Raw genomic sequence first — 21,613 nt, forward strand, 5'->3', positions numbered from 1 at the left:
CAGAGAGGTGCTTCGTGATGCCACCACTTCCGCTCGAAGGCGCCGCCGAGGCCGGCGTGAAGATCGCGGTCCGGGCGGTGGGCAAGGTGTTCCCCTCCGGCGCCGACTCGGTGCAGGCCCTCGCGGATATCTCACTTGACGTGTACGACGGCGAGTTCCTGTGTCTCCTGGGGCCCTCAGGATGCGGGAAGACCACGCTGCTGAGGGTCATGGCACAGCTCGAGCGTCCATCGAGCGGTGTGATCGAGATGCGTCACGACGATCCGTCCCGGCCCTTGTCGGCCGTCGTTTTCCAAGACTACTCAGTGTTCCCGTGGAAGACGATCCGGGACAACGTGATCTTTCCGCTGCTCCAGACCGGGATGCGCCGGGCACGGGCACGCGAGGTCGCCGACCACTGGCTCGCCCAGCTCGATCTCGCCGGGTTCGAGCGGGCCTATCCCGACACCGTCTCCGGCGGCATGAAGCAACGTGTCGCGATCGCCCGCGCGCTCGCCGTGCAGCCCGAACTGCTGCTCATGGACGAGCCGCTCGCCGCGCTCGACGCCCAGCTTCGCCTGCTCCTGCAGGAGAAGCTGCTGGCGCTCTGGCAGGCGAACCAGAACACCGTCGTCTTCGTCACCCATTCCATCGACGAGGCGCTCCTGCTCGGTGACCGCATCGCGGTGATGAGCGCCCGCCCGGGTCGTATCGCCACGGTGATCGACGTACCGTTCGAGCGGCCCCGCCATCCGGACGAGATCCGCGCCTCTCCCGACTTCGCGGCTCTGCGTGACGAGATCTGGCACCGACTGCGAAGGGAACTCCAGCCCGCATGATCCCCGTGACCCGCGATTCCGGCGCCGCGACGGCGCCGCGCGCCGACAGCGCGGCAGGCGGCACCACCTGGCGGTCGATCACCCCCGGGTCGGCCGAGCTCGACCCGCGCGGGTACGCGAGGCGTCGGCGCCTCCTGGAACGGGGCCTCGCGATCCTTGTGCCCGTCGGACTCATCGGTCTGTGGCAGCTCCTGGCGAGCAGTGGGGCGCTGGAAGGCAACTACTTCCCGGCGCCTTCGACCATCGGGTCGGCCTGGGCCGAGCTCGTGGAGAGCGGCGTCTACCAGGATTCCGTTGTCGCGAGCATGCGACGCATCGTCATCGGTTACCTGACCGGCGGCCTCAGCGCGATCGTTCTCGGGCTCGTCATCGGCTCGGTACGGCTGCTACGTGTGGCCCTTGAGCCGATGATCTCCGCCCTTTACACGATTCCGAAGCTGGCGATCCTCCCGCTGCTCCTCCTCATCTTCGGGCTGGGCGAGACGAGCAAGGTCCTCCTGGTGGCCCTCACCTGCTTCTTCGTCGTGCTCATCAACACGATCGACGCGGTCGTCAGTGTGTCCCCCCGCTATGGCGACGTCGGCCGATCGTGCGGAGCGTCACGCTGGGCGACCCTGTGGCACATCACCCTTCCGGCCGCGCTGCCCCAGACACTCACCGGGATGCGGCTCGCCTCCGGCCTCGCTGTCATCGTCATCGTGGGTGCCGAGTTCGTGGCCGCGGACGTGGGCCTCGGGTTCCTGGTATGGAACTCGTGGAACCTCGGCGTCCCGGAGCACATGTACGTGGGCATCGTCTCGATCTCGGTGATCGGCGTCATGGCCAACATGATCCTTCGAGGTGTCGAGTGGCTGCTCACCCCCTGGAACCGATGATCAACTGAGTACGGTACCTGCCGTCGGCAGATGTCCGGCGGACCTGTGCCGATCGATTGAAAGGAACACCACGTGACCGCACGGCTCTCGCCGCGGAGTCGCGCCATGGCCGCGTTCGCCCTCTCGACCCTCGTCCTCGGCGTACTCGCCGCCTGTGGCGACGGTGATGAGCGGGACGCGTCCGCAGGCGGATCCAGCGCCCTCAAGGTCGGTTACATCTCTGGAGCCTCGCTGGCACCGGCGTTCGTCGCGGATGCCCTCGGCTGTTACCAGAAGGAGGGCCTGACGGTCGAGTTCCAACCGATCAGGAACCCGGCGGACGCGATCGCCTTCCTGTCGTCCGACAAGATCGACGCCTACGTCGGCTCGCCGTCGGCTGGAATGTTCAACCAGGTCGCCAAGGGCGCCGAGCTCAAGATGGTCGCGTCGCTGGGCTCGGTCAACACGCCCGACGGTGAGGACGCGCCGAGTGGTTTGTTCGGCGCCAAGAGCGTCGAGGAGGTCCAGGATCTCAAGGGCAAACGCGTGGGCGTCCTCGGCACCGTGGGCACCGCCACGTCCTACCTGCTCGGCAAGTCCCTGGAGGCCGGTGGTCTCACCTTCGGCGACGTCGAACTGGTCTCTCTCGCGCTCTCCGACATGGTCCCCGCGCTGAAGAACGGCGGTATCGAAGGGGCACTCCTCATCGCCCCGGAAACGCAGAAAGCCCTCGACCAGGACATCGCCCACGCGCTCGTCGACTCCAAGAAGGCATACGGGACGAGCACGACCGCCGGCATCATGTACGGTCCCGGTCTCCTCAAGGACGATCGGGCCACCGGTGGGAAGTTCATCAAGGCGGCCGCCTGCGCGACACGGCAGATGCAGGGGGACTGGCGAAAGGACACCAAGATCGTCTCGGCGCTGGCGAGCTTCATGAAGGTGCCGGAGACGACGATCAGCGGGGGCGGCCTCTACGTCTTCGAACCGACCCTCGCGGTGAACGCGAACACCTTGAGAGAAATGCAGGAGATGTTCATGAAGGTGAAGGGGACGCTCACCTATGACCAGATCATCCCGTCCGAGAAGCTCATCGACGACGGCATCCGCGTCGAGGCCGTCGGCTAGAGGCTCCGTACACGGGCGGGGGTGACAGGATCGAGGGCTTTCACGGCTCGGTGCCGCGGGCGAAACCGCGGCACCGACCCAGACTCGATCGCCTCGTCGCCGCCAGGTGGGCACTCGCCAGCTTGACGGCGCGCGCTCCGTCTCCGGCCTCGATCGCGTCGACGAGCTTCTCATGGTCGCGAAGCGCCGCCCGGCGCGACTTGCGGGCCATCGGCGAATCCGGGTCGGTCTCCCCGTCGACGGACACCTCGGACCACACGGTGGACTCATGGGCGGTCCAGATGATCTCAAGGGATCCGATAATGACGATCATCGTCTCGTTGCCGCACGTCTCGACGAGCTTCTCGTGGAAGCGCCGGGCCCGGATGGGGAACTGCTCGGGATCGTCGAAGGCCTCGTGCTGCTCCTCGATGACGCGGCGCAGTTCCGGCACGGTCGTCTCGGCGCGATCGGTACGCGCGGCGCAGAGCGCGACGCACGTGGGCTCGATGTGGAGCAGGGCACCGCTCACATCGGCCATGTTCGTGCGCCGCGTCTGCAGGACCATGCTGATCGTGCGTGCGATGCGCTGCGGCGTGGGCAGGTGTACGACGGCGCCTCCGACGTTGCCGCGCCTGACGGAGACGAGCCCCTCGGTCTCAAGGATCCGCATGGCCTCGCGCACGGCGGGCAGGCTGACCCGGAACTCGGTGAAGAGGTGCTCCTGACGAGGCAGGCTGTCACCCTCTGTCAGCCGGCCAGAAAGGATGTCGTCGCGCAGCTTCGCGGCGACGATCTCGGCGAGACGCGGCTGTCGTAGCTGTCGCACAGGACCCCTCTCCAATTAAACTCCGACACGGACGGGTCTCAGACTGTCCCTGTCAATGTTGCGTATGACCCCGTCGTCAATCATACAATCATTATGACTACAGCGTAACTTCCCGTGGAGGAATGGTGCAGCTCAACTCACGGCGGAGTAGCTTGCCGACGTCGGATCGGGGCATCGTCTCGACCGTGACGAAGGCCACCGGCACCTTGTAGGGAGCCAGGTGTTCACGACACCAGGCTTCGAGCACCAGGGCGTCGACGGATCCCGACTTAGGCACGATCCAGGCATAGGGCACCTCGCCGAGGCGGCTGTCGGGCACCCCCGCGACCGCGACGTCGCGCACCGAAGAGTGACGCCGTAGCACCTCCTCGACCTCGTCGGGGAAGATCTTGAGCCCGCCGCGGTTGATCATATCGCTGACTCTGCCCTCGATCCACAGGAATCCGTCACCGTCGAGGCGGCCGATGTCACCGGTGCGCAGGAAGTCGTCCACGATCCTGTCGTCGCCCGGCGGCGACGTTTCATTGGCGGCGGCGGCGTATCCCCGCATGCGAAAAGGCGACCGGATGTGAATGTGGCCGAGCTCGTTCGTCGCGACCTCCTGGTCGTCCTCGTCCAAAATCCGCACGTCGACGTCGTCATAGGGGCGGCCGGTGGCGCCGAGCTTCTCGGCCCCGAACCCGCGGATGTCCTCGATCGTCCAGCCGACGACCTCGCCTCCGAGCTCTGTCTGCCCGTAGGAGTTGAGTACGAGGACGCCGAACCGTTCGTGGAAGCGCCGCGCGGTGGCCGGAGAGAGCGGCGCCGTGATGGATCGGACGATCTCCAGCGGCTCCAGTGTGTCGATCTCGTCGCTGTCGCACAGCATTGTGATCATGGCGGGCGCGAGCACCGTGGAGTTGAGGCGGTGCGTGCGGACCGCTACAGCGAACTCCGCCGGGGTGAACCTGTCGAGCAGGACGACGCCGAACCCCGCGCGGAGTGAGAACAAGGTGTTGAATATGCCCGCCCAGAGTGCGAGCGACAGCGGGATCAGATTGACCCGTATCGACTTTCGAGGCTCCCGCGTGTCGGGGCCACGCCGGCGCAGCTTTCGCAGGCTCGAGTCCAAGGCGTCGATCGTGCTGCGATGGCGTAGCAGGACGGCCTTGGGCTTGCCCGTCGTTCCGGAGGTGCGCAGGATGAGGGCGGTGTCGCCGTCGTAGGTCGTTACCGGGACTGTCATCGGCCGCCGGACCTTCGCGCTCCACGCCGTCTCGTCGAGCTCGATCATGCCGATGTCGACGATCTGGCGGTCAAGGTCCTCGGCTGTGCCGAGGAGAAGACCGACCGGTGTGTCGGCGACGAGATTCGCCACTTCGCGACCGGTGCTGCGACAGTTGATCGGCATGTACACGGCGCCTACCGTCCAGACTGCGAACATGGCGACGACCCCGGTCATCCCCGGCCCGACGAGCGCGCCGACGGGGTGGCCCGGTTCCACACCGGCCCGGGTCAGCTCGGCCGCCACCCGCGACACGGCCGTGCGCAGCTCCATGAAGGTCAGAGTGCCTCCGGTCGAATGCACGACAACGGTCTCGTCGAGCGCCGGAAGGTCATCCAGAAGCTCGACCAACGACCGATCGGGCGGTTGGATCGAAGACCGGTCGGATGACCCGTCCTCGCTGGGAACGCTCGTGCTCATGTCCGTCCTCTCGATGGCGTGAAACCTTATTATTATAAAGATAGCAATATCACGAAGGCTAGGCTGGCGCCCTAAGAGTTCATCTTTATAATGCTTGCATGCTAAGCGAATATCCTGCCGCCGACGGAGTCGAGATCGACCTGACCGGTGGTGTCCTGGCCCTGCGCCTGAACGACCCGCGCCGGCGCAACGCGCTGCACGACCGATCGCTGCGCGCCCTCATCGACGCCCTCGAACTCGCCCAGAACGACGAGCGGGTCCGTGCCGTACTTCTGTCCGGAGCAGGTGCTGACTTCTGCAGCGGCTTCGACATCGTCGGGCGCAATGCCGGTGGCTCGGCCGAGCGCCCCCGGCCGGGGGCGATCCAGCGCCGTCTCCCGTCCCAGGCCCATCGTCTGATCCCCCAGCTGTGCGAACTGCAGGTGCCGGTCGTGTGCGCTGTGACGGGATACGCGGTCGGGATCGGGTTCCAACTCGCCCTCGCGAGCGACTTCGTGGTCGCGGATATTTCGGCCACCTTCTGGCAGCCGTTCATCACTCGGGGAATGACGCCGGACAGCGGTGCGACCTGGCTGACGACGCGGGCCGTCGGGTCGCAGCGAGCTCGTCGCCTTCTCCTGCTCGGTGACCGTCTCGACGCCCGGACGGCCCATGACTGGGGCATCGTGTACGAGGTCACCGAACAGGGGGCGGCCGACGAGAGGGCCCGCGCGCTCGCGGTCAGACTCGCCGGCGGACCGACGGTGGCGCTCGGTCTCACGAAGGCCCTCATCAACCAGGCCGCCGACGCCGCCCTGCGCGAGCAGCTCCCCGCCGAGGCGTTCTCGCTCGAGATCTCGTCACGGAGCCAGGACTTCCGGGAGGGACTCACCGCCTTCGTCGAGAAGCGCGAGCCGAGGTTCGCCGGCCGATGAGCGGACGTGCCCCAGTGGCAGGCGCCTCAGGAGGAATCGGGATGACGGGCACATGGTCGGGAGGACCAATGGAAAGTGATCACGTGGCGGAGCGGACGGTCCCGCGGATGCTGATGGGCAGTGCCGAGCGCTTCGGCGACCGGCTCGCCGTCATCGACGGCGAGACCAGGTTCACCTTCCGTGAACTGCTCGACGCGGCGATGGAGGTCGCTCGCGGCGCCATCGCGCTTGGGATCGAACGCGGTGACCGGGTGAGCGTCTGGGCCCCCAACTCTCACCGCTGGATCATCGTGTCGCTCGGCCTGCACTGCGCCGGAGCGACCGTCGTCCCCATCAACACGCGCTACCGTGGCCGTGAGGCGCGCGAGATCCTGGCTCGGGTCCGCGCGAAGGCGGTCTTCGTCGACGGCGGCTTTCTCGGCTACGACTACGCCGGCGCCGTACGCGATCCGGGCGAGGACGGCGAGGGCCTCGAAGGCGTCGACGCGTCTTTGACGGATCTGGTCGTCGTGGACATGCTGGCCGGTGCGGCGGCGGGTGATCCGCGCCTGCTGGGCTGGGACGACTTCCTCGCACGGGCGAAGGAGGTGTCCGCCGAGGCCGCCCGTGACGCGGCGATGGCGGTGCAACCGGCCGATCTCGCTGACGTGATCTTCACCTCCGGCACCACCGGACGGGCCAAGGGGGTGACGCTCCCGCACGGCCCCTCGCTGGATCTGTACGCGACGTATGGCCGTATCTGGGGCCTGCGGCCCGGTGACCGTTACCTGGTCACGCTGCCGTTCTTCCACACGGGTGGCAACAAGGCGGGAATGATCACGAGCCTCATGCACGGTCTGACGATCGTGCCGATGGCGGTTTTCGACCCCGTCGAGGCGATGCGGCTCGTCGAGTCCTACGAGGTCTCGGTCATGAACGGCCCGCCCACGATCTACTACTCGCTCATGGAGAGCGCCGAACGGGAGTCGTACGACCTCGGCTCCCTGCGCGTGGCGGCGACGGGAGCGGCGGTCGTTCCGGTGGCGTTGGTCGAGCGCGCGCGCTCGGAACTGCCGTTCGAGCACTTCATCACCGCGTACGGGATGACCGAGTGCTTCGGCACCGCCACGATGTGCCGCATGGGCGACTCCGCGGATGTGATCGCGGGCACGAACGGCCGGGCTCTGCCGGGCATCGAACTCAGGGTCGTGGACTCCGAAGGTCAGGACCTCCCTTCAGGCGAGCCGGGGGAGGTGCTGATCCGCGCCGCCACCATCACGCCCGGCTACTGGGAGGATCCGCAGGCCACCGCGGAGGCGATCGACGCGGACGGCTGGCTGCACTCGGGTGACATCGGGACGCTGGACGCGGACGGCAACCTCAAGATCACCGATCGGCTCAAGGACCTCTTCTTCGTCGGCGGTTTCAATGTGTCACCGGCCGAGGTGGAGCAGGTCCTCGCCCGTCACCCGGCGGTGGCGGAGGTCGCCGTGGTCGGGGTGCCGGACCAGCGGCTGGGCGAGGTGCCCAAGGCCTATATCGTGCCGCGCAGGGGGGCCGAGGCCACCGCCGAGGAGATCATCGCCTGGGCGCGTGAGAGGGTGGCGAACTTCAAGGTCCCGCGGACCGTCGAACTCGTCTCCACACTGCCGCGCAATGCCAGCGGCAAGGTGCTGAAGGGCGACCTGCGCGGCCCCGCGGCCAGGCGAGCGACAGCGTGACCGCCGCCCTCTGGCCCCGCGGCGGCCTAGGCTCCGGTTCCAGCGTGCCGGTGGGCTCCGAGATCTGCAGCGCCACCGGCACGCTCTTCGGCGGCTGGGGGCTCGGGTTGCTCGCGGACGTCGCCCAGCGGTCGACCGGACGGCGGTTGAGCGACCTCTCCGTGAGCTACCTGCGCCCGGTCATCGAGGGAAGCCGGCTCGACGTGGCCTGCGAACTGCTCGTGGCGGGACGGTCGCTGGGTCACTACAGGCTCACGGCGACGGACGGCGGGCTGCCGGCCTTCGCGGGCACGGCGGTGGTCGGTCCGGCGCCGGGGCCGGTGGACTACGGGGGCGGCCCACCTCGGGTCCCACCGCCTTGGGACTGTCCAGAGCGCTCGTACGGCTCCGGACCCGGCACCGGGACATCAGTGCTCCTCGACGTCCGTTGCGCCCGGGAGGAGGCCGGAGTCGGCGTCGCCGGATCGGCGCTGCTGTGGGCCCGCGTGCGTTGCGACGCGGCCGATGAGGTGCGGCTGGCGGTGGTCAGCGACCATGTGCCCTACCTGCTGCGCCGATCCTTTCCCCGGTTGGCCCGGGTCACCACGGTCAGTGCCTCGCTGCGCGTACTGGGCGGGCCGGTAGCCGACTGGATCCTTCTCGATGTGAGCCTGGTGGCGTGCGCCGAGCGCACCGCCGTCGGCAGGGTCGCCATGTGGTCGGGAGGAACCGCACTGGTGGCGGTCGCAGAGCAGACCGCGCGGCTGACTCAAGGTTGATCAGGCGGTAGGCCAGGGAATTCTCTCCTGACTCATTGCCAGCGGGCCTCTCTCGTGCCAGCCTTTAGCGCATAGGATTCAATCATAGCTAAGATAGGCAGGATCCGATGAAGGTTCGACAGGCTCGGTGGGCGGCGTTGGCGGCCGCGGTGCTGATACTCCCCGCGTGCGGCGCGCCAGACGACGGGGGATCGAACAAGGCGAGCGAACCATTCGTGATCATGATCAGCGGCGGTGCCGACGCGGGACCGGTCACCGATCAGCTGCGGACCGCGCTGACCGCGGCGAGAGCGGGCGTCGCGACGGTCAACGAGGAGGGCGGCATCAACGGGCGCGAGGTGAAGCTCCTCGAGTCGCCCGACAACGCCAACCCGACGAAGGCGCTGAGCGCGCTACGCGCGCAGATCGCGAAGAAGAAACCCGACGCCTATCTGGTGGGCGCGGGCTCGAACGTCAGCGCCGCCATCGCGCCGATCCTGAACCAAAACAAGATCCTTTTTGTGAACGCCGCCAACATCGCGGCGACAGGAGATCCGAAGCAGCACCCGCTGGCGTTCAACCTCGCGGCGTCCACCCAGGTGGTGGTTGAGGGCTATCTGCCAATGTTCGAGGCCAACGGCTACAAGAAGATCGGCGTCCTGCACGGCAACTCGGCGTACGCGAAGACGTTCGGCAAGCTCGCCGAGTCGGTCTTCAAAGGCGCCGGCTACGACGTGGCCGGGGTGGAGGAGTACGACTCGACCGCGCTCGACATGACCGCCCAGATCTCCACCCTGCGGGCTGCCGGCCCCGACGTCGTCGTCTTCAACGCCTACGGCGCCCCGGCCGGCTACGTGCTCAAGGGCATCACCAAACTGGGATGGGACGTGCCGCTGCTGGGCGACACCTCGGTATCCTCCACGCCGCTGATCACACAGGAGCCGCCCGTTGGCCTGCTGGGATCGCCGGACCTCAAGCACCTCAAGCTCGAGGTGACCAAGAGCACCGTGTACGACCCGTCGGCGGAGGCCACCAACAAGGCAGTCAAGGCGATGACGTCGATCGGCCAGATCAAGGGCTCGATGAACAACTGCCTCGGCTACGACGCGATCCTGCTCGTCGCCGCCGCGGCGAAGAGCGCGAACAGCACCGAACCGGAGGCCATGGCCAAGGCACTTGAGGATCCGAGCGTCACGAGCGCTGCGGGAACGGCGGTCTATCCGACCTATCCGTTCTCGGCGGACTCGCATGAACCGAAGCTCCCGCTCGACACGCACTCCTTCGCCGAGCCCGGCCCCATCGTCAACGGCCAGCTGAACTCGCCGAAATGACGCTCATCTACGCAGGACTGTCCCTGGGCGCGGTGTACGCGCTGGTGGCGATCGGCTACAACATCGTCTTCGTGGCGTCGCGCTCGTTCAACTTCGCGCAGGCGCAGCTGATGACGATCGGCGCCTTCGTCGCGTACACCGGTCACGTGACGTTCGGGCTGCCCGCGATCGCCGTCGTCCTGCTGGCGATGATCGCGGTCATGCTCATCGCCTCGATCGAGGAGAGGATCGCGGTCCGCCCGGTCGCGGACCACCAGACGCAGCTGATCACGACGCTGGGCTTCGGCACCATGCTCACGGGCATCGCCCAGCTCGTCTGGGGGTCGCAGCCCCTGGACGTCCCGTTCGTCGGCGCCAAGGGAGCGATAACGCTCCTTGGCGGCCGCCTGTACACCTTCGAGCTCGGTTTGATCGTGCTCGCCATCGTGCTCGTCGTCGTCATCCACCTGTACAACCGCAGGATGATGAGCGGTCTGGCCCTCGTCGCCATGTCGCAGGACGACGAGGCGGCACTGCTGCGGGGGATCAATGTGCGCAAGCTCGCGTTCGCGGCCTTCGCGGTCACCGGCCTGCTCGCGGGGCTGATGGGCTTTTTCATCGGCCCCAAGACATTCGCCGTGGCGACACTCGGATCGGCGCTCGCGCTCAAGGGGTTTGTGGCCCTCGCCATAGGCGGGTTCGGCAGCTTCTACGGCGGCCTGGCCGGCGGCTTCGCGGTCGGCCTCGTCGAAGCGCACGCCGCGCGTTACCTCGGCTCTGAGTTCAGCAACCTGAGTGTCTTCCTGATCCTCATCCTGGTGCTGATGATTCGCCCGACGGGCTTGTTCGGCCAGCTCCAGGAACGGACGGTGTGACAACTGTGAAATGGTGGAAGACGCTCAGGGCGGTGCCGTCGTGGGCGTACGCCGCGATGCTGGGAGTGTTCCTCCTGGTGCTTCCCGCCCTGCAACCGGGCTATTCGGTGACCAGGCAGGTGCAGCTGACGCTCATCCTCGCGCTCGTCGTCAGCGGGCTCAACCTCTCGCTCGGATACGCCGGGCAGCTCGCGATCGGCCAGGTGGCCATGTACGCGGCGGGCGCCTACACCGCGGGCATCATCTCGGTCGCGGGCGTGACGGACCTCCTCGTCCAGCTGCTCGCCGCGGGGACGGCCGCGCTGGTTGTCGGGATCATCACCGGGATACCCGGCCTGCGGCTCGGTTCCTGGTCACTGGCCATGACATCGTTCTTTCTCGTGCTGCTCGTGCCGGACGTCGTGTCGATCTTCGAAGAGCACACGGGCGGCCAGCTGGGGCTTACGGGTATCCAAGGCGCGACCCTGTTCGGGTACCAGCTCACGCCGACCGACTTCTACCTGAGCGTCGTGGTCGTGGCGATCCTGTGGTTCGCCGCGTTCCGCAACATCATCGTGTCCCGCCACGGGATCGCGTTCCAGATGCTCAAGCACAGCCCGGTGCTGGCGTCCTCGGTCGGCATGTCCGTCTTTCGCGTCAAGCTCACCGGCTACGCGACCGGCGCCATCCCCGCCGGGCTCGCCGGCGCCCTCTTCGCCAACCTGGACCTGTTCGTGTCGCTCGACGCGTTCGGCTTCACTGTCGCCACCGGCGCGCTGGCGGCCTCCATCCTCGGGGGCTCGGTCAGCGTCTACGGCGCACTTCTCGGTGCGGCGGTCGTGGAGTTCGCCAGCTCCCGGTCGGACAGCTTCCAGGAGTACTCGCTGGTTTTCTTCGGGCTGTTCCTCCTCGTTGGAGGCGTACTGCTCAGCGGTGGAGTCGCGGGCGCGGTGCGCCCGCTCGTCGCCCGCCTCGACAGGGCCGCCGGCCTCATCGGTGCCGATCGCAGGTCATCGGGCGCGGGGGAGGGCGAGGCGGTCCACCGCATCGACGGCGGCCTGCTCGAGGTCACCGGAGTGTCCAAGGCATTCGGCGGGAACCGGGTGCTCACCGGCGTGTCGCTGCGTGCGGAACCCGGCCGCGTCACCGCGCTGATCGGCCCCAACGGGTCCGGCAAGACGACAATGCTTAACCTCATCTGTGGTTACTACCGCCGGGACGTGGGCGAGATCACCATGGACGGGAAGCCGATCAAGACGGCCGCGACCCATCTCATCGCGAGGCTGGGGGTGGCACGGACGTTCCAGACGCCGCTGATCCCGCGGTCCGTCACGGTCCGGGACGTCGTGGCCTCGGGACGCTACACAGTGGAGCGCGCGTCGTTCGCAGGGGCGATCCTGAGGACCCCCCGGTTCCGGGCGGTCCGACGGCGGGACCGGCAGCGAGCCGACGAGATACTCGGGCTCGTCGGCCTCGGCCACCTGGCCGGCACCGAGGCGGCCACGCTGCCGCTCGGCATGCGGAGGATGCTGGAGGTCGCGCGGGGACTGGCGGCCGAGCCCAAGGTCCTGCTCCTCGACGAGGCGGCGTCCGGCCTGGACGAGGCCGAGGTGGAGACCCTGGCCGAGGTGATCCGCCGGATCCGCGACGCGGGGTGCACCATCATCCTGGTCGAGCACAACTTCGGTCTGGTGCTGTCGCTCGCGGACGAGATAGTCGTCCTGGCGCGCGGGTCCGTGCTGGCGGTCGGCCCCCCGTCCAAGATCGCAAATGATCCACGGGTGCGCGACGAATACCTGGGCACGAGTGACGAGGGTGCTCGGCCGGACGAACCGGTCATCACGGCGGCCGGACAGGAGAGCACATCGTGACCGACCCCCTGCTCACAGTGGAGCACCTGGCGACCGGTTACGGCGATCTCCGTGCCGTATGGGACGTCTCGTTCCGGGTGTGGTCCGGTCGCATCACCGCTCTTCTCGGCCGTAACGGCTCGGGTAAGACCACCTCACTGCGGGCCGTCGCGGGGCTCAACCCGGTGCACGGCGGCACGATGACCTACGACGGCCGGCCGCTGGAGAGCGTCGCCGCCCACCGCCGGGTGGCTCTGGGCGTCAGCTACGTCCAGGAGGGCAAGCGGGTCTTCCGCGCACAGTCCGTACGGGAGAACCTGCTCCTCGGCGGCTACAGCCTGAAGCTGCGCCGCAAAGCGCTGGAAAGCGAGCTCGCGAGGATCTACGACCTCTTCCCGATCCTGCACGCCAAGCGCGACGATCCGGCAGGGTCGCTGTCCGGCGGCCAACAGCAGATGGTGGCCATCGGCCAGGCCCTGATGGCGAAGCCGCGCTTGCTCATGCTCGACGAGCCGTCGGGCGGCCTCGCGCCGTCGGTCGTCGCCGAGGTCATGGCGCGCGTTTCGGAGCTCAAGGAGTCGGGCCTGGCCATCCTGCTGGTCGAGCAGGCCGTCGAGGCGGCGATGGACGTCGCCGACCATGTGACGGTGATCGACATCGGCAAGGTCGTGGTGAACTCACCGGTCCACGAGATCGACGACCTCGAAAAGATCAAGGACGCCTGCATAGGCAGGTGATCCCTGGGCCTGTCTTTCCGCATGTCGGCTGGTTGTGACCCGCTCGCCCGTCCGCCGGCCACACGACCGGCGGACGGGCGAGCGGGTCACTGCCACTCGGTGAGAGGCCACCATTCGGCGTGCGCGAGCGGTTCACGCGAGAGGCTGCGGAACCTTGAGCCGTGGAATACGACAGGCTCGGCCTCGGCGCACGCTTGCGCCCGCTCGATCAGGAGGAACACGATCTCGTGGTCACCGGCGGGTGCGGTCCCGGCGATGGAGCAGGTCATCGTCACGGCCGCACCCACCACGAACACCTCGCCCGAGGCCTCGGCCGACAGGTCGATTCCGGTGAACTTGTCCGGCGCGTGCGACGCCAGCCGCCGCGCGATGTGGCTCTGGGCGCGTTCGAGGACGCTGATCCCGAGCCGTCCGCAGCCGCGCAGTCGCGCCCACGTCGTCGACCCGGTCCGAACGCACACACTCACCAGCGGCGGATCGAGCGAGACGGGAACGAACGAGCTGGCGACGAAGGACACGTTCTCGCCGTCGACGGTCGCGCAGAGGGCGGCCACCGGCGCGGGCACGCCGGCGAAGATCCTCTTCAGCTCAGCGGCGGATCCGAGTGGTCGCGTCCAGGTCAGGTGGTCGCTGTCGTCGGCCACGGTCAGTCCATCAGGGGCGGCGCGAAGGTGTACGTCATGACCTCGCTGTGCAGCGGCGTCAGCCCCGGCGTGCCAAGGTAGATCCGCCCGGCGTCGACGTAGGTGTGCTCGGCGGTGAACAGGTGCTGGCTCGCCGCGTGGGCGTCGCGGAAGCAGCGCTGGATGATGTGACCGTTACGCAGCCCCTCGCTGCCGGAGGCGAGGTAGACGTCGCGGGTCACCTCGGCGGCCATGTAGACGGCGTGGGTGGCGGCCACGCGGCAGTCCGCCTGCATCTCGGGCGTGCGCCGTCCGCCGTCCCGCGTGGCCCGGTAGAGCCGGGTGAACGCGTCGTGGGCGAACGCGCGGGCCGCCTTGTACCGCGCGGTCCACTGGGCGACGTCGCGCTGCACGGCGACGTTCTTGTTCAGCACGCCCGACGGTGGCCGTTTTTTCTGCGCGGCCAGCGCGGCGAACTCCTCCAGCGCGCGCTGGGCCACGCCGAGCGCGAAGGCGGCGTGGCCCACACCCGGAAGGGACTTCAGGCCCATGGTGTAGAGAGGACCGCCCCGCAGCGCGTCCATCCCGTCGACCCGCAGGAACTTCTCCTCGACGAACTGCGGCTTGACCTCGTAGTCGTAGCTGCCGGTGGCGACGAGCCCCATGACGTCCCAGCAACCGAGCAACTCGACGCCGCCGCGTGGGACGACGCCGATCGCGGTCGAGGGCCGACCGGTGGCGTCGAGCACCGGTTCGCCCGACTCGTCGAGGATCCGGTAGCCCCCGAGGAACCAGCCGGCGTGCGCCGATCCGCTCGCGAACGAGAACAGGCCCCGCACCTCGAACCCGCCCGGGACGCGGCGTGCGGTCCCCGTCGGGGGAGCCTGGCCGGCACATGTCGGGTCCGGGCTTTCGGCGATCGCGCGGGCGCCGCCTTCGGGCAGGAGGGTGAGCATCGTGCCGGTGCCGCTCATGCAGGCCATGATCGCCCAGCCGGTGGAGCCGTCGGCTCTGGAGAGCTCCTGGATGACGTCGATGAGGACGGACGGCTCGGCCTCGGCGCCGCCGTACTTCCGCGGTGCCATGAGCATCATCGTGCCCGCGGCGACGAGCCGGTTCATGACCTCGTCGTCGACACGGATGTCCCGCTCGGCCTGGTCGGCGCGCTCGATCACGAGCGGCACGATCTTCCGTACCGCATCGAGCGGGCCGCCGGGATGTTCGGCGGCCGGCACTGTGCCGGCTAGGGTGGCGGTCGGTTGTGACGCGGTCATCGCTGCTCCTTCTGAACGTCGACTTCTGAACGTCGACTTCTGAACGTCGACTTCTGAACGTCGACTTCTGAACGTCGGCCGGAATGGTCGGCCCGGTTCGTGTCACGCTGCGCCCAGCAGCCGATGCGCCGCCGCCAGGAAGTCCGCGCGAGCGCGCCTGGTGACGGCCGTGTCCGGGAACGTGCTGACCGCGCCGTGGAAGGTGCCCGGGTAGAGCCGCAGCTCGGTGGGGACTCCGGCGTCCGTGAGACTCTGCGCGTAGGCGATGCCCTCGTCGCGCAGCGGGTCCCGCGCGCACACCGAGATGTACGCCGGTGGAAGCCCGGAGAGGTCCACGGCCCGAGCGGGCGCGGCGTAGGACGGAACCGCCTCGGCCTCCGGGAGGTCGCGAAGGTAGTGGCGCCAACTGTCGAGCACGTTCGCGCGATTCCACAGCGGGCTGTCCTCCAGCCGGGATGACGGCGTGATCGCCCGATCGTCCAGCACGGGGATGTCGAGCAGTTGTGCGGCGATCCGCGGACCTCCCGCATCGCGAGCTCGCAGGGCGAGGGCGGCGGCGACACAGGCGCCCGCACTCGCCCCCGCCACGGCGACGCGTGCCGGGTCCACGCCGAGGGGCGCCGCGTGATCGAACACCCATCGCAGTACGGCCCAGCCGTCGTCCACCGCCGCCGGGTACGGGTGTTCGGGGGCGAGCCGGTAGTCGACCGACAGTACGAAGGCACCGGCGGCCCCGGCTAGCTGCGCCGGCAGTACCGGGTCGCCGTCGGCGTCACCCATGACGAATCCGCCGCCATGCAGGTAGACGATCACCGGCTTCGCCGCGATCTCGACTGCCGGCCGGAACGTCAGGCAGCGGACCGGGAGGCACCGCCCGCTCGCCGGCACCGTCAGGTCATCCCGGACCAGTCCGGGGGGTGTCACGAACTCCGGGCGCGTGGCACGGGTCCGGGCGAGTCGTTCGCGTGCCGCGACCGGATCGCCGACATCGGCCGGGACCAGTGACCGGACGAGTTCCGTGAGTTCGGGATCGAGGTAGCGATACATGCTCTGTCCCACCTGCAGGTTCCGGCGGCCACTTCGAGGCCCGAAATCTTGTTTATGCTATGATTACTATTATTACCTATAAGGGACGTCGCAGGGAAGGGTGTCTGGATGGACAGCGGGGACTTCGCCTCCGTTCTCAACACAGTCCGGAGCTTCGTGCGTGAGGTCGTCGTGCCCGCGGAGGATCTCATCGAGGAGACCGATGAGATTCCCGAGGCGATCCGGCGGAGCGCCGCGGAGATGGGGCTGTTCGGCTACGCGCTACCGCAGGAGTACGGCGGTCTGGGGTTCAGCGCGCTGGAGGACGCGAGGCTGGCGCTGGAGGTCGGCTACACGACCCCGGCCTTCCGGTCGATGTTCGGCACGAACAACGGCATCGCGGGACAGGTCCTGGTCAACTTCGGCACCGAACGCCAGAAGCGGGAGTTCCTGCCGCGCATGGCGGAAGGCGAGTGTGTCGCGGCCTTCGCGCTCACCGAGTCCGAGGCCGGGTCCGACCCCAGCGGCCTGCGCACCCGTGCCGTCGCCGAGGGCGGCGACTACGTCATCAACGGCCAGAAGCGCTTCATCACCAACGCGAACTGGTCGGACATCCTCCTGGTCTTCGCCCGTACCGGCGGACCCGGCGCCGAGGGCATCTCCGTCTTCGTGGTGGACACCGACACGCCAGGTGTGACCGTGGGACCGCGGGACAAGAAGATGGGTCAGCGCGGCTCGACCACGGCCGAGATCTTCTTCGAGGATGTCCGGGTGCCGGCCTCCCGCCTCGTCGGCGAGATCGAGAACGAGGGCTTCGCCGCCGCGATGCGCTCACTCGCCAAGGGGCGGCTGCACATCGCGGCCTGCTGTGTCGGCATGGCGCAGCGGCTCGTCGACGAGAGTGTGTCCTATGCCGCCACGGCGAAGCAAGGCGGTACCACCATCGGTGACTTCCAGCAGGTCCAGGCCATGCTCGCGGAGTCGCAGACCGATCTGCTGGCAGGTCGGGCCCTCGTCCTCGCGGCGGCCAGGGCCTACGACGACGAGACCGACCGTCGGATCGCGCCGTCCAGCGCGAAGCTCTTCTGTAGCGAGATGGTGGGGCGCGTCGCCGACCGGGCGGTGCAGATCCACGGTGGCAGCGGCTACGTCCACGGAGTACCGGCTGAGCGCTTCTACCGCGACGCCCGCCTGTACCGCATCTACGAGGGCACCAGCGAGGTTCAGAAGGCGATCATCGCCAGGCAGCTCCTCCGCGCCGCGGCGCAGCGGTGACGGGCCTGCTCGGCGGGCGCACCGCCGTCGTCACGGGCGGGGCCCAGGGGATCGGGCTGGCCATCGCGAGGATGTTCGTGTCGCACGGGGCCAGGGTCGTCGTCGGTGACCTCGACGAGGCACGCCTCGACGCCGCGGTCGAGGAGCTGGGCGGGTCGTCCGTCGCCCGCGCGGCGGTCTGCGACGTCCGCAGGGGCGAGCAGGTCGAGCGACTCCTGAGGTGCGCCCTCGACGCCTTCGGCGCCGTGGATGTGCTGGTGAACAACGCGGGGATCACCCGCGACGCCACCCTGCGGACGATGACCGAACAGCAGTTCGACGACGTCATCGACGTTCACCTCAAAGGCTGCTGGAACGGGCTGCGCGCGGCGGTCCCGATCATGCGGGAACAGGGGCGCGGGTCGATCGTCAACATGTCGTCCCTGTCGGCGAAGGTCGGCAACATCGGCCAGACCAACTATTCGGCGGCCAAGGCGGGCATCGTCGGCATGACCAAGGCGGCCGCCAAGGAGCTCGCGCCGCGCGGTGTGCGCGTCAACGCCGTACAGCCGGGGCTCATCCGCACGGCGATGACCGAGGCCATGCCGCAACGTGTCTGGGACGCCAAGATGAGCGAGATCCCGCTGGGCCGTGCGGGCGAGCCGGAGGAGGTCGCCGCGGTTGTGCTTTTCCTCGCCTCCGACCTGGCGAGCTACCTCACCGGCACGGTGATCGAGGTGACCGGCGGGCGATCGATGTGATCGCCATGTCTCCGTCGTCCACGCCGCGTGGACCACATCAAGCAGGAGTACATCGTGCGTGACGCTGTGATCTGTGAGCCCGTACGGACGCCGATCGGACGCTACGGGGGATCGCTCAGGGGGCTGTCCGTGGCGGAGCTCGGCGCCCAGGCGATGCGCGGGCTGCTCGACCGCACGGGCATCGAACCGGACGCGATCGACGACGTGGTTCTCGGGCACTGTTATCCGACGAGTGAGGCACCGGCCATCGGACGCGTGGTGGCGCTGGACGCCGGTCTGCCGGTCACGGTGCCCGGCCTCACCATAGATCGGCGCTGCGGATCCGGTCTCCAGTCCATCCTGTACGCCGCACAGCAGGTCATGGCCGGTGACGCCCGGCTGGTGATCGCCGGCGGCGTGGAGAGCATGAGCAACGCCGCACATTTCTCCGGCGACATGCGGTGGGGCGCCCGCCAGGGCGGGGTCGTGTTCCACGACAGCCTGGAGCGCGGCCGGGTCACCGCCGGCGGCCACCGCCACCCCGTTCCCGGTGGCATGCTGGAGACTGCGGAGAACCTCCGCCGCGAGTATGCGATCCCGCGCTCGGAGCAGGACGCTCTCGCGGTCCTGTCCCATGCGCGGGCCGTCGAGGCGCAGCGCAGTGGCGCGTCCGCGGAGGAGATCGTTCCTGTGACCGTTCCCGCCAAGGGCGGCGACGTGATCGTCGGCCACGACGAGCATCCTCGCGCCGACACCACGATGGAAGCGCTCGCCCGCCTCCGTCCGATGCGGGCGGCGATCGATCCCGAGTCGACGGTGACCGCCGGCAACGCGAGTGGCCAGAACGACGCCGCGGCCCTGTGCGTCGTCACGACGACGCGGCGGGCCGAGGAACTCGGGCTGCGGCCGCTGGTACGGCTGGTTTCGACGGGCCTCGCGGCCGTCGAGCCGCACCGCATGGGCATCGGCCCCGTCCCGGCCACCGAGATCGCCCTCGCACGCGCCGGAATCACGTTGTCGGACGTCGACGTCATCGAACTGAACGAGGCCTTCGCGGCACAGGCCATCGCGGTGATGCGCGAGTGGGGCTTCGGCCAGAAGGATCTCGAACGCACCAATCCGCGCGGGTCCGGGATCTCGCTCGGCCATCCGGTCGGCGCCACCGGGACGCGCATGGTCGGCGCCCTCGCCCGCGAACTGCAACGCCGTGAACAGCGGTACGGCCTGGCCACGTTGTGCATCGGCGGTGGCCAGGGCATCGCGGCGGTCTTCGAGCGGGTCGGCTGAGCGCCGCCATGAGCGATCTCAAGCTTGGACTCGCGCTGGGCTACTGGGGAGCAGGGCCGCCGCCCGGACTCGCCGAGCTGGTCACGGCCGCCGAGCGACTCGGGTACGACTCGATGTGGGCCGCCGAGGCGTACGGTTCGGACGCGCTCACACCGCTCGCCTGGCTGGGCGGCCGGACCGGGCGGATGAGGCTCGGCACGTCCATCATGCAGATGTCCGCGCGGACGCCGGTGGCCACGGCGATGGCGGCGATGACGCTTGATCACCTGTCGGGAGGCAGGTTCGTACTCGGGCTCGGTGCCTCCGGTCCGCAGGTCGTCGAGGGCTGGTACGGCCAGCCGTACTCCAAGCCGCTCGCGCGCGCGCGGGAGTACGTCGCGATCCTGCGCCAGGTGATGGCGCGCGAGAAGATGGCCTTCGACGGTGAGCACTATCGCCTGCCGTATCCGGGCGGCAGCGGGCTCGGAAAGCCGCTGCGCTCGACCGTCCATCCGCTCCGCGCCGACCTGCCGATCCTCCTCGCCGCAGAGGGGCCGAAGAACGTGGCTCTCGCGGCCGAGATCGCCGATGGTTGGCTGGCGATGTTCTATTCCCCCTACGACGACGCGCACTACCGGGCGTCCCTTGATGAGGGGTTCGCCCGACGGGAGGCGCGCAGTATCCGGGAGACGTTCGAGGTGACGTGCCGGGTGAACGTCGAGATCGACGACGACGTCGAAGCCGCGGCCGATCGCGTCCGGCCGATGCTCGCACTCTACGTCGGAGGCATGGGCGCCAGGGGCGCCAACTTCCACTTCGAGGCCTTCGCGCGCATGGGCTTCGAGGCGGAGTGCGCCCGGGTCCAGGAGCTCTACCTGGAGGGACACAAGGAAGCGGCCGCGGCCGCGATACCGCTGGCGATGGTGGAGAAGGTCGCGCTGGTCGGGCCGCGATCGAAGATCGCCGAGGAACTCGACGTCTGGCGGTCGTCGCTGGTCACGACGATGTTGGTCTCCGGTGACCCCACGCGGCTGGCCGCGATCGCCGAGCTCGTCCACGGCTGAGCCGCCGGCCGCCCGGCTGCGGTGCGCCGGCCCCTACGAGATCTGGAGGCACGTCCATCAACGACAAGATCTACATCCACGAGTTCATCACCATCACCAAGCAGAGCCGGGCGCGGTACATGCAGCACATGACCGCGAACTTCAGCCCGATCGCGCAGGAGGAGCGCGACCAGCTCTGCTACGGCGTCTGGGGGATCGTGGGGTCCACGGCGTGGTGGCCCGGCGTGGTGAACATCTGGGAGGAGAACGGGTTCACCGGGCTCGCGTCCTCGTTCCGCCACGAACTCGGCCATCCCACTCTGCAGGACCCCAAGCTGGCGGATTGGTGGGCGGCGGCCGCGGACCTGCGCTCCGGCGGCGTCGACCGGCTGATGCTGCCGGCGCCGTGGACGCGCACGATCGAGGAACTGTGCGCGGACGGTGTCAGCGGCGAGGTGTACGCGCACGAGCAGGTCACGGTGCCGCCGGGGCAAGCGGCCGACTTCCTGGAACGGGTCCGCGAGCAGGCGGTCCCGTACTACGAGCGGTTCGGCTGGGTGCTGGTCGGCGCCTGGCGGACCGCGCTCGGCGGCGACTCGGAGTGCGTCCTGCTCTGGGCGATGCCCAGCTACGAACGGTGGGCCGAGTTCGAGATGGCCTGGGACGCGGACCGGACCGCCGGCGGGTGGCGGTCCCGGCTGCGGGAGTCTGCCCGGTCGTTCCAGCGGATCCTGCTGGTCGACGCCCCGTTGTCCCCGATGCGGATCGGCCGCCAGCCCAGCCGGACGGACCGCACCGAGGACTGGCAGGACTGACGCGCTCCCCGGCCGACGGCCGGAGGGCGTCACCCATGAGGCACGCCGAAGCCGGCATGTCGAAGCCGGCATGTCGAAGCCGGTTCGCCGTCACGGCGAACCGGCTTCGACATGCCGCGAGGGGAGGGGCCGCTTCCACCCCGGGCCTACGGGCCGCGACACCACGGGACTTCGGTGG

At 68.8% G+C, this 21,613-nt stretch carries 20 protein-coding genes; 15 read left to right on the plus strand and 5 right to left on the minus strand.

The genetic code is table 11. The annotated features are described in order from the left end of the window. The first annotated feature begins 17 nt into the window (after nucleotides 1-17). From IG98_RS0122435 to IG98_RS0122445, 3 genes are all read left to right on the plus strand, one after another. On the plus strand, nucleotides 18-818 hold the full coding sequence (locus tag IG98_RS0122435) for an ABC transporter ATP-binding protein (protein WP_030915357.1): 801 nt from the start codon (nucleotides 18-20) through the stop codon (nucleotides 816-818). After that, a complete protein-coding gene (locus IG98_RS0122440; protein WP_030915360.1) occupies nucleotides 815-1,693 on the plus strand; it encodes an ABC transporter permease in 879 nt (292 codons plus the stop codon). The genes IG98_RS0122435 and IG98_RS0122440 overlap by 4 nt, the downstream gene beginning before the upstream one ends. Nucleotides 1,694-1,765: 72 nt before the next feature. Beyond that, nucleotides 1,766-2,800, plus strand: a complete 1,035-nt coding sequence (locus IG98_RS0122445; protein ID WP_157594458.1) for an ABC transporter substrate-binding protein — start codon at nucleotides 1,766-1,768, stop codon at nucleotides 2,798-2,800. Nucleotides 2,801-2,840: 40 nt separating this feature from the next. Here IG98_RS0122445 and IG98_RS0122450 read toward each other — a convergent pair whose 3' ends face one another. Next, complete coding sequence (locus IG98_RS0122450) at nucleotides 2,841-3,608, minus strand: FadR/GntR family transcriptional regulator (protein ID WP_051752626.1); 768 nt, start codon at nucleotides 3,606-3,608, stop codon at nucleotides 2,841-2,843. A gap of 97 nt (nucleotides 3,609-3,705) precedes the next feature. Then, the gene (locus IG98_RS0122455; protein WP_051752628.1) at nucleotides 3,706-5,223 is read right to left on the minus strand and encodes a class I adenylate-forming enzyme family protein; all 1,518 of its coding nucleotides are present in this window, start codon (nucleotides 5,221-5,223) and stop codon (nucleotides 3,706-3,708) included. A 167-nt stretch (nucleotides 5,224-5,390) separates the two neighbouring features. Between IG98_RS0122455 and IG98_RS0122460 the strand changes: the two genes are divergently transcribed. From IG98_RS0122460 to IG98_RS0122490, 7 genes are all read left to right on the plus strand, one after another. Then, nucleotides 5,391-6,206: an enoyl-CoA hydratase/isomerase family protein gene (locus IG98_RS0122460; protein ID WP_030915372.1), complete on the plus strand. Its 816-nt coding sequence runs from the start codon at nucleotides 5,391-5,393 to the stop codon at nucleotides 6,204-6,206. 68 nt (nucleotides 6,207-6,274) lie between these two features. Further along, the gene (locus IG98_RS0122465; protein ID WP_051752630.1) at nucleotides 6,275-7,906 is read left to right on the plus strand and encodes a FadD3 family acyl-CoA ligase; all 1,632 of its coding nucleotides are present in this window, start codon (nucleotides 6,275-6,277) and stop codon (nucleotides 7,904-7,906) included. A gap of 44 nt (nucleotides 7,907-7,950) precedes the next feature. Beyond that, entirely contained in the window at nucleotides 7,951-8,664 is a 714-nt protein-coding gene (locus IG98_RS0122470; RefSeq protein ID WP_211264053.1) for an acyl-CoA thioesterase domain-containing protein, read from the plus strand. Nucleotides 8,665-8,801: 137 nt separating this feature from the next. Further along, entirely contained in the window at nucleotides 8,802-9,974 is a 1,173-nt protein-coding gene (locus IG98_RS0122475) for an ABC transporter substrate-binding protein (protein WP_051752632.1), read from the plus strand. Beyond that, nucleotides 9,971-10,828 (plus strand): branched-chain amino acid ABC transporter permease, encoded by an 858-nt coding sequence (locus IG98_RS0122480; RefSeq protein ID WP_030915388.1) that lies wholly within the window; start codon nucleotides 9,971-9,973, stop codon nucleotides 10,826-10,828. The genes IG98_RS0122475 and IG98_RS0122480 overlap by 4 nt, the downstream gene beginning before the upstream one ends. Continuing rightward, entirely contained in the window at nucleotides 10,825-12,678 is a 1,854-nt protein-coding gene (locus IG98_RS0122485) for a branched-chain amino acid ABC transporter ATP-binding protein/permease (RefSeq protein WP_211264054.1), read from the plus strand. Before IG98_RS0122480 ends, IG98_RS0122485 begins: the two co-directional genes overlap by 4 nt. Then, the gene (locus IG98_RS0122490) at nucleotides 12,675-13,394 is read left to right on the plus strand and encodes an ABC transporter ATP-binding protein (protein WP_030915396.1); all 720 of its coding nucleotides are present in this window, start codon (nucleotides 12,675-12,677) and stop codon (nucleotides 13,392-13,394) included. The genes IG98_RS0122485 and IG98_RS0122490 overlap by 4 nt, the downstream gene beginning before the upstream one ends. An 86-nt stretch (nucleotides 13,395-13,480) precedes the next feature. Here IG98_RS0122490 and IG98_RS0122495 read toward each other — a convergent pair whose 3' ends face one another. The 3 genes from IG98_RS0122495 to IG98_RS0122505 form a co-directional block, all read right to left on the minus strand. Beyond that, nucleotides 13,481-14,038 carry a flavin reductase family protein gene (locus tag IG98_RS0122495; RefSeq protein ID WP_063766261.1) on the minus strand — a complete coding sequence of 186 codons (558 nt, stop codon included), beginning with the start codon at nucleotides 14,036-14,038 and terminating at the stop codon, nucleotides 13,481-13,483. Between the two features lie 2 nt (nucleotides 14,039-14,040). Then, nucleotides 14,041-15,291 (minus strand): acyl-CoA dehydrogenase family protein, encoded by a 1,251-nt coding sequence (locus IG98_RS0122500; protein WP_051752636.1) that lies wholly within the window; start codon nucleotides 15,289-15,291, stop codon nucleotides 14,041-14,043. A gap of 102 nt (nucleotides 15,292-15,393) precedes the next feature. Then, nucleotides 15,394-16,338 carry an alpha/beta hydrolase gene (locus tag IG98_RS0122505; protein ID WP_030915409.1) on the minus strand — a complete coding sequence of 315 codons (945 nt, stop codon included), beginning with the start codon at nucleotides 16,336-16,338 and terminating at the stop codon, nucleotides 15,394-15,396. 108 nt (nucleotides 16,339-16,446) lie between these two features. On the opposite strand from IG98_RS0122505, the gene IG98_RS0122510 reads away from it, so the two are divergent. The 5 genes from IG98_RS0122510 (at nucleotide 16,447) to IG98_RS0122530 (ending at nucleotide 21,435) form a co-directional block, all read left to right on the plus strand. Further along, nucleotides 16,447-17,592, plus strand: a complete 1,146-nt coding sequence (locus IG98_RS0122510) for an acyl-CoA dehydrogenase family protein (protein ID WP_030915413.1) — start codon at nucleotides 16,447-16,449, stop codon at nucleotides 17,590-17,592. Continuing rightward, complete coding sequence (fabG, locus tag IG98_RS0122515; protein WP_211264055.1) at nucleotides 17,589-18,332, plus strand: 3-oxoacyl-ACP reductase FabG; 744 nt, start codon at nucleotides 17,589-17,591, stop codon at nucleotides 18,330-18,332. The genes IG98_RS0122510 and fabG overlap by 4 nt, the downstream gene beginning before the upstream one ends. A gap of 54 nt (nucleotides 18,333-18,386) precedes the next feature. Next, on the plus strand, nucleotides 18,387-19,598 hold the full coding sequence (locus IG98_RS0122520) for an acetyl-CoA C-acetyltransferase (protein WP_030915419.1): 1,212 nt from the start codon (nucleotides 18,387-18,389) through the stop codon (nucleotides 19,596-19,598). Between the two features lie 8 nt (nucleotides 19,599-19,606). Then, complete coding sequence (locus IG98_RS0122525; RefSeq protein ID WP_030915422.1) at nucleotides 19,607-20,641, plus strand: LLM class F420-dependent oxidoreductase; 1,035 nt, start codon at nucleotides 19,607-19,609, stop codon at nucleotides 20,639-20,641. A 128-nt stretch (nucleotides 20,642-20,769) separates the two neighbouring features. Further along, nucleotides 20,770-21,435, plus strand: coding sequence for an NIPSNAP family protein (locus IG98_RS0122530; RefSeq protein WP_211264056.1), 666 nt, complete (start codon nucleotides 20,770-20,772; stop codon nucleotides 21,433-21,435). The last annotated feature ends 178 nt before the right edge of the window (nucleotides 21,436-21,613 follow it).

Source organism: Streptosporangium amethystogenes (genome assembly GCF_000721075.1).
In the GTDB taxonomy this organism is placed as follows: Bacteria; Actinomycetota; Actinomycetes; order Streptosporangiales; family Streptosporangiaceae; genus Streptosporangium; species Streptosporangium amethystogenes.

What these genes read in the sequence shown, in the direction of transcription:
- IG98_RS0122435 (WP_030915357.1), top strand. Translation starts at nt 18, where the DNA reads ATGCCACCACTTCCGCTCGAAGGCGCCGCCGAGGCCGGCGTGAAGATC.
- IG98_RS0122440 (WP_030915360.1), top strand. Translation starts at nt 815, where the DNA reads ATGATCCCCGTGACCCGCGATTCCGGCGCCGCGACGGCGCCGCGCGCC.
- IG98_RS0122460 (WP_030915372.1), top strand. Translation starts at nt 5,391, where the DNA reads ATGCTAAGCGAATATCCTGCCGCCGACGGAGTCGAGATCGACCTGACC.
- IG98_RS0122465 (WP_051752630.1), top strand. Translation starts at nt 6,275, where the DNA reads ATGGAAAGTGATCACGTGGCGGAGCGGACGGTCCCGCGGATGCTGATG.
- IG98_RS0122480 (WP_030915388.1), top strand. Translation starts at nt 9,971, where the DNA reads ATGACGCTCATCTACGCAGGACTGTCCCTGGGCGCGGTGTACGCGCTG.
- IG98_RS0122500 (WP_051752636.1), bottom strand. Translation starts at nt 15,291, where the DNA reads ATGACCGCGTCACAACCGACCGCCACCCTAGCCGGCACAGTGCCGGCC.
- IG98_RS0122505 (WP_030915409.1), bottom strand. Translation starts at nt 16,338, where the DNA reads ATGTATCGCTACCTCGATCCCGAACTCACGGAACTCGTCCGGTCACTG.
- IG98_RS0122510 (WP_030915413.1), top strand. Translation starts at nt 16,447, where the DNA reads ATGGACAGCGGGGACTTCGCCTCCGTTCTCAACACAGTCCGGAGCTTC.
- IG98_RS0122525 (WP_030915422.1), top strand. Translation starts at nt 19,607, where the DNA reads ATGAGCGATCTCAAGCTTGGACTCGCGCTGGGCTACTGGGGAGCAGGG.
- IG98_RS0122530 (WP_211264056.1), top strand. Translation starts at nt 20,770, where the DNA reads ATGACCGCGAACTTCAGCCCGATCGCGCAGGAGGAGCGCGACCAGCTC.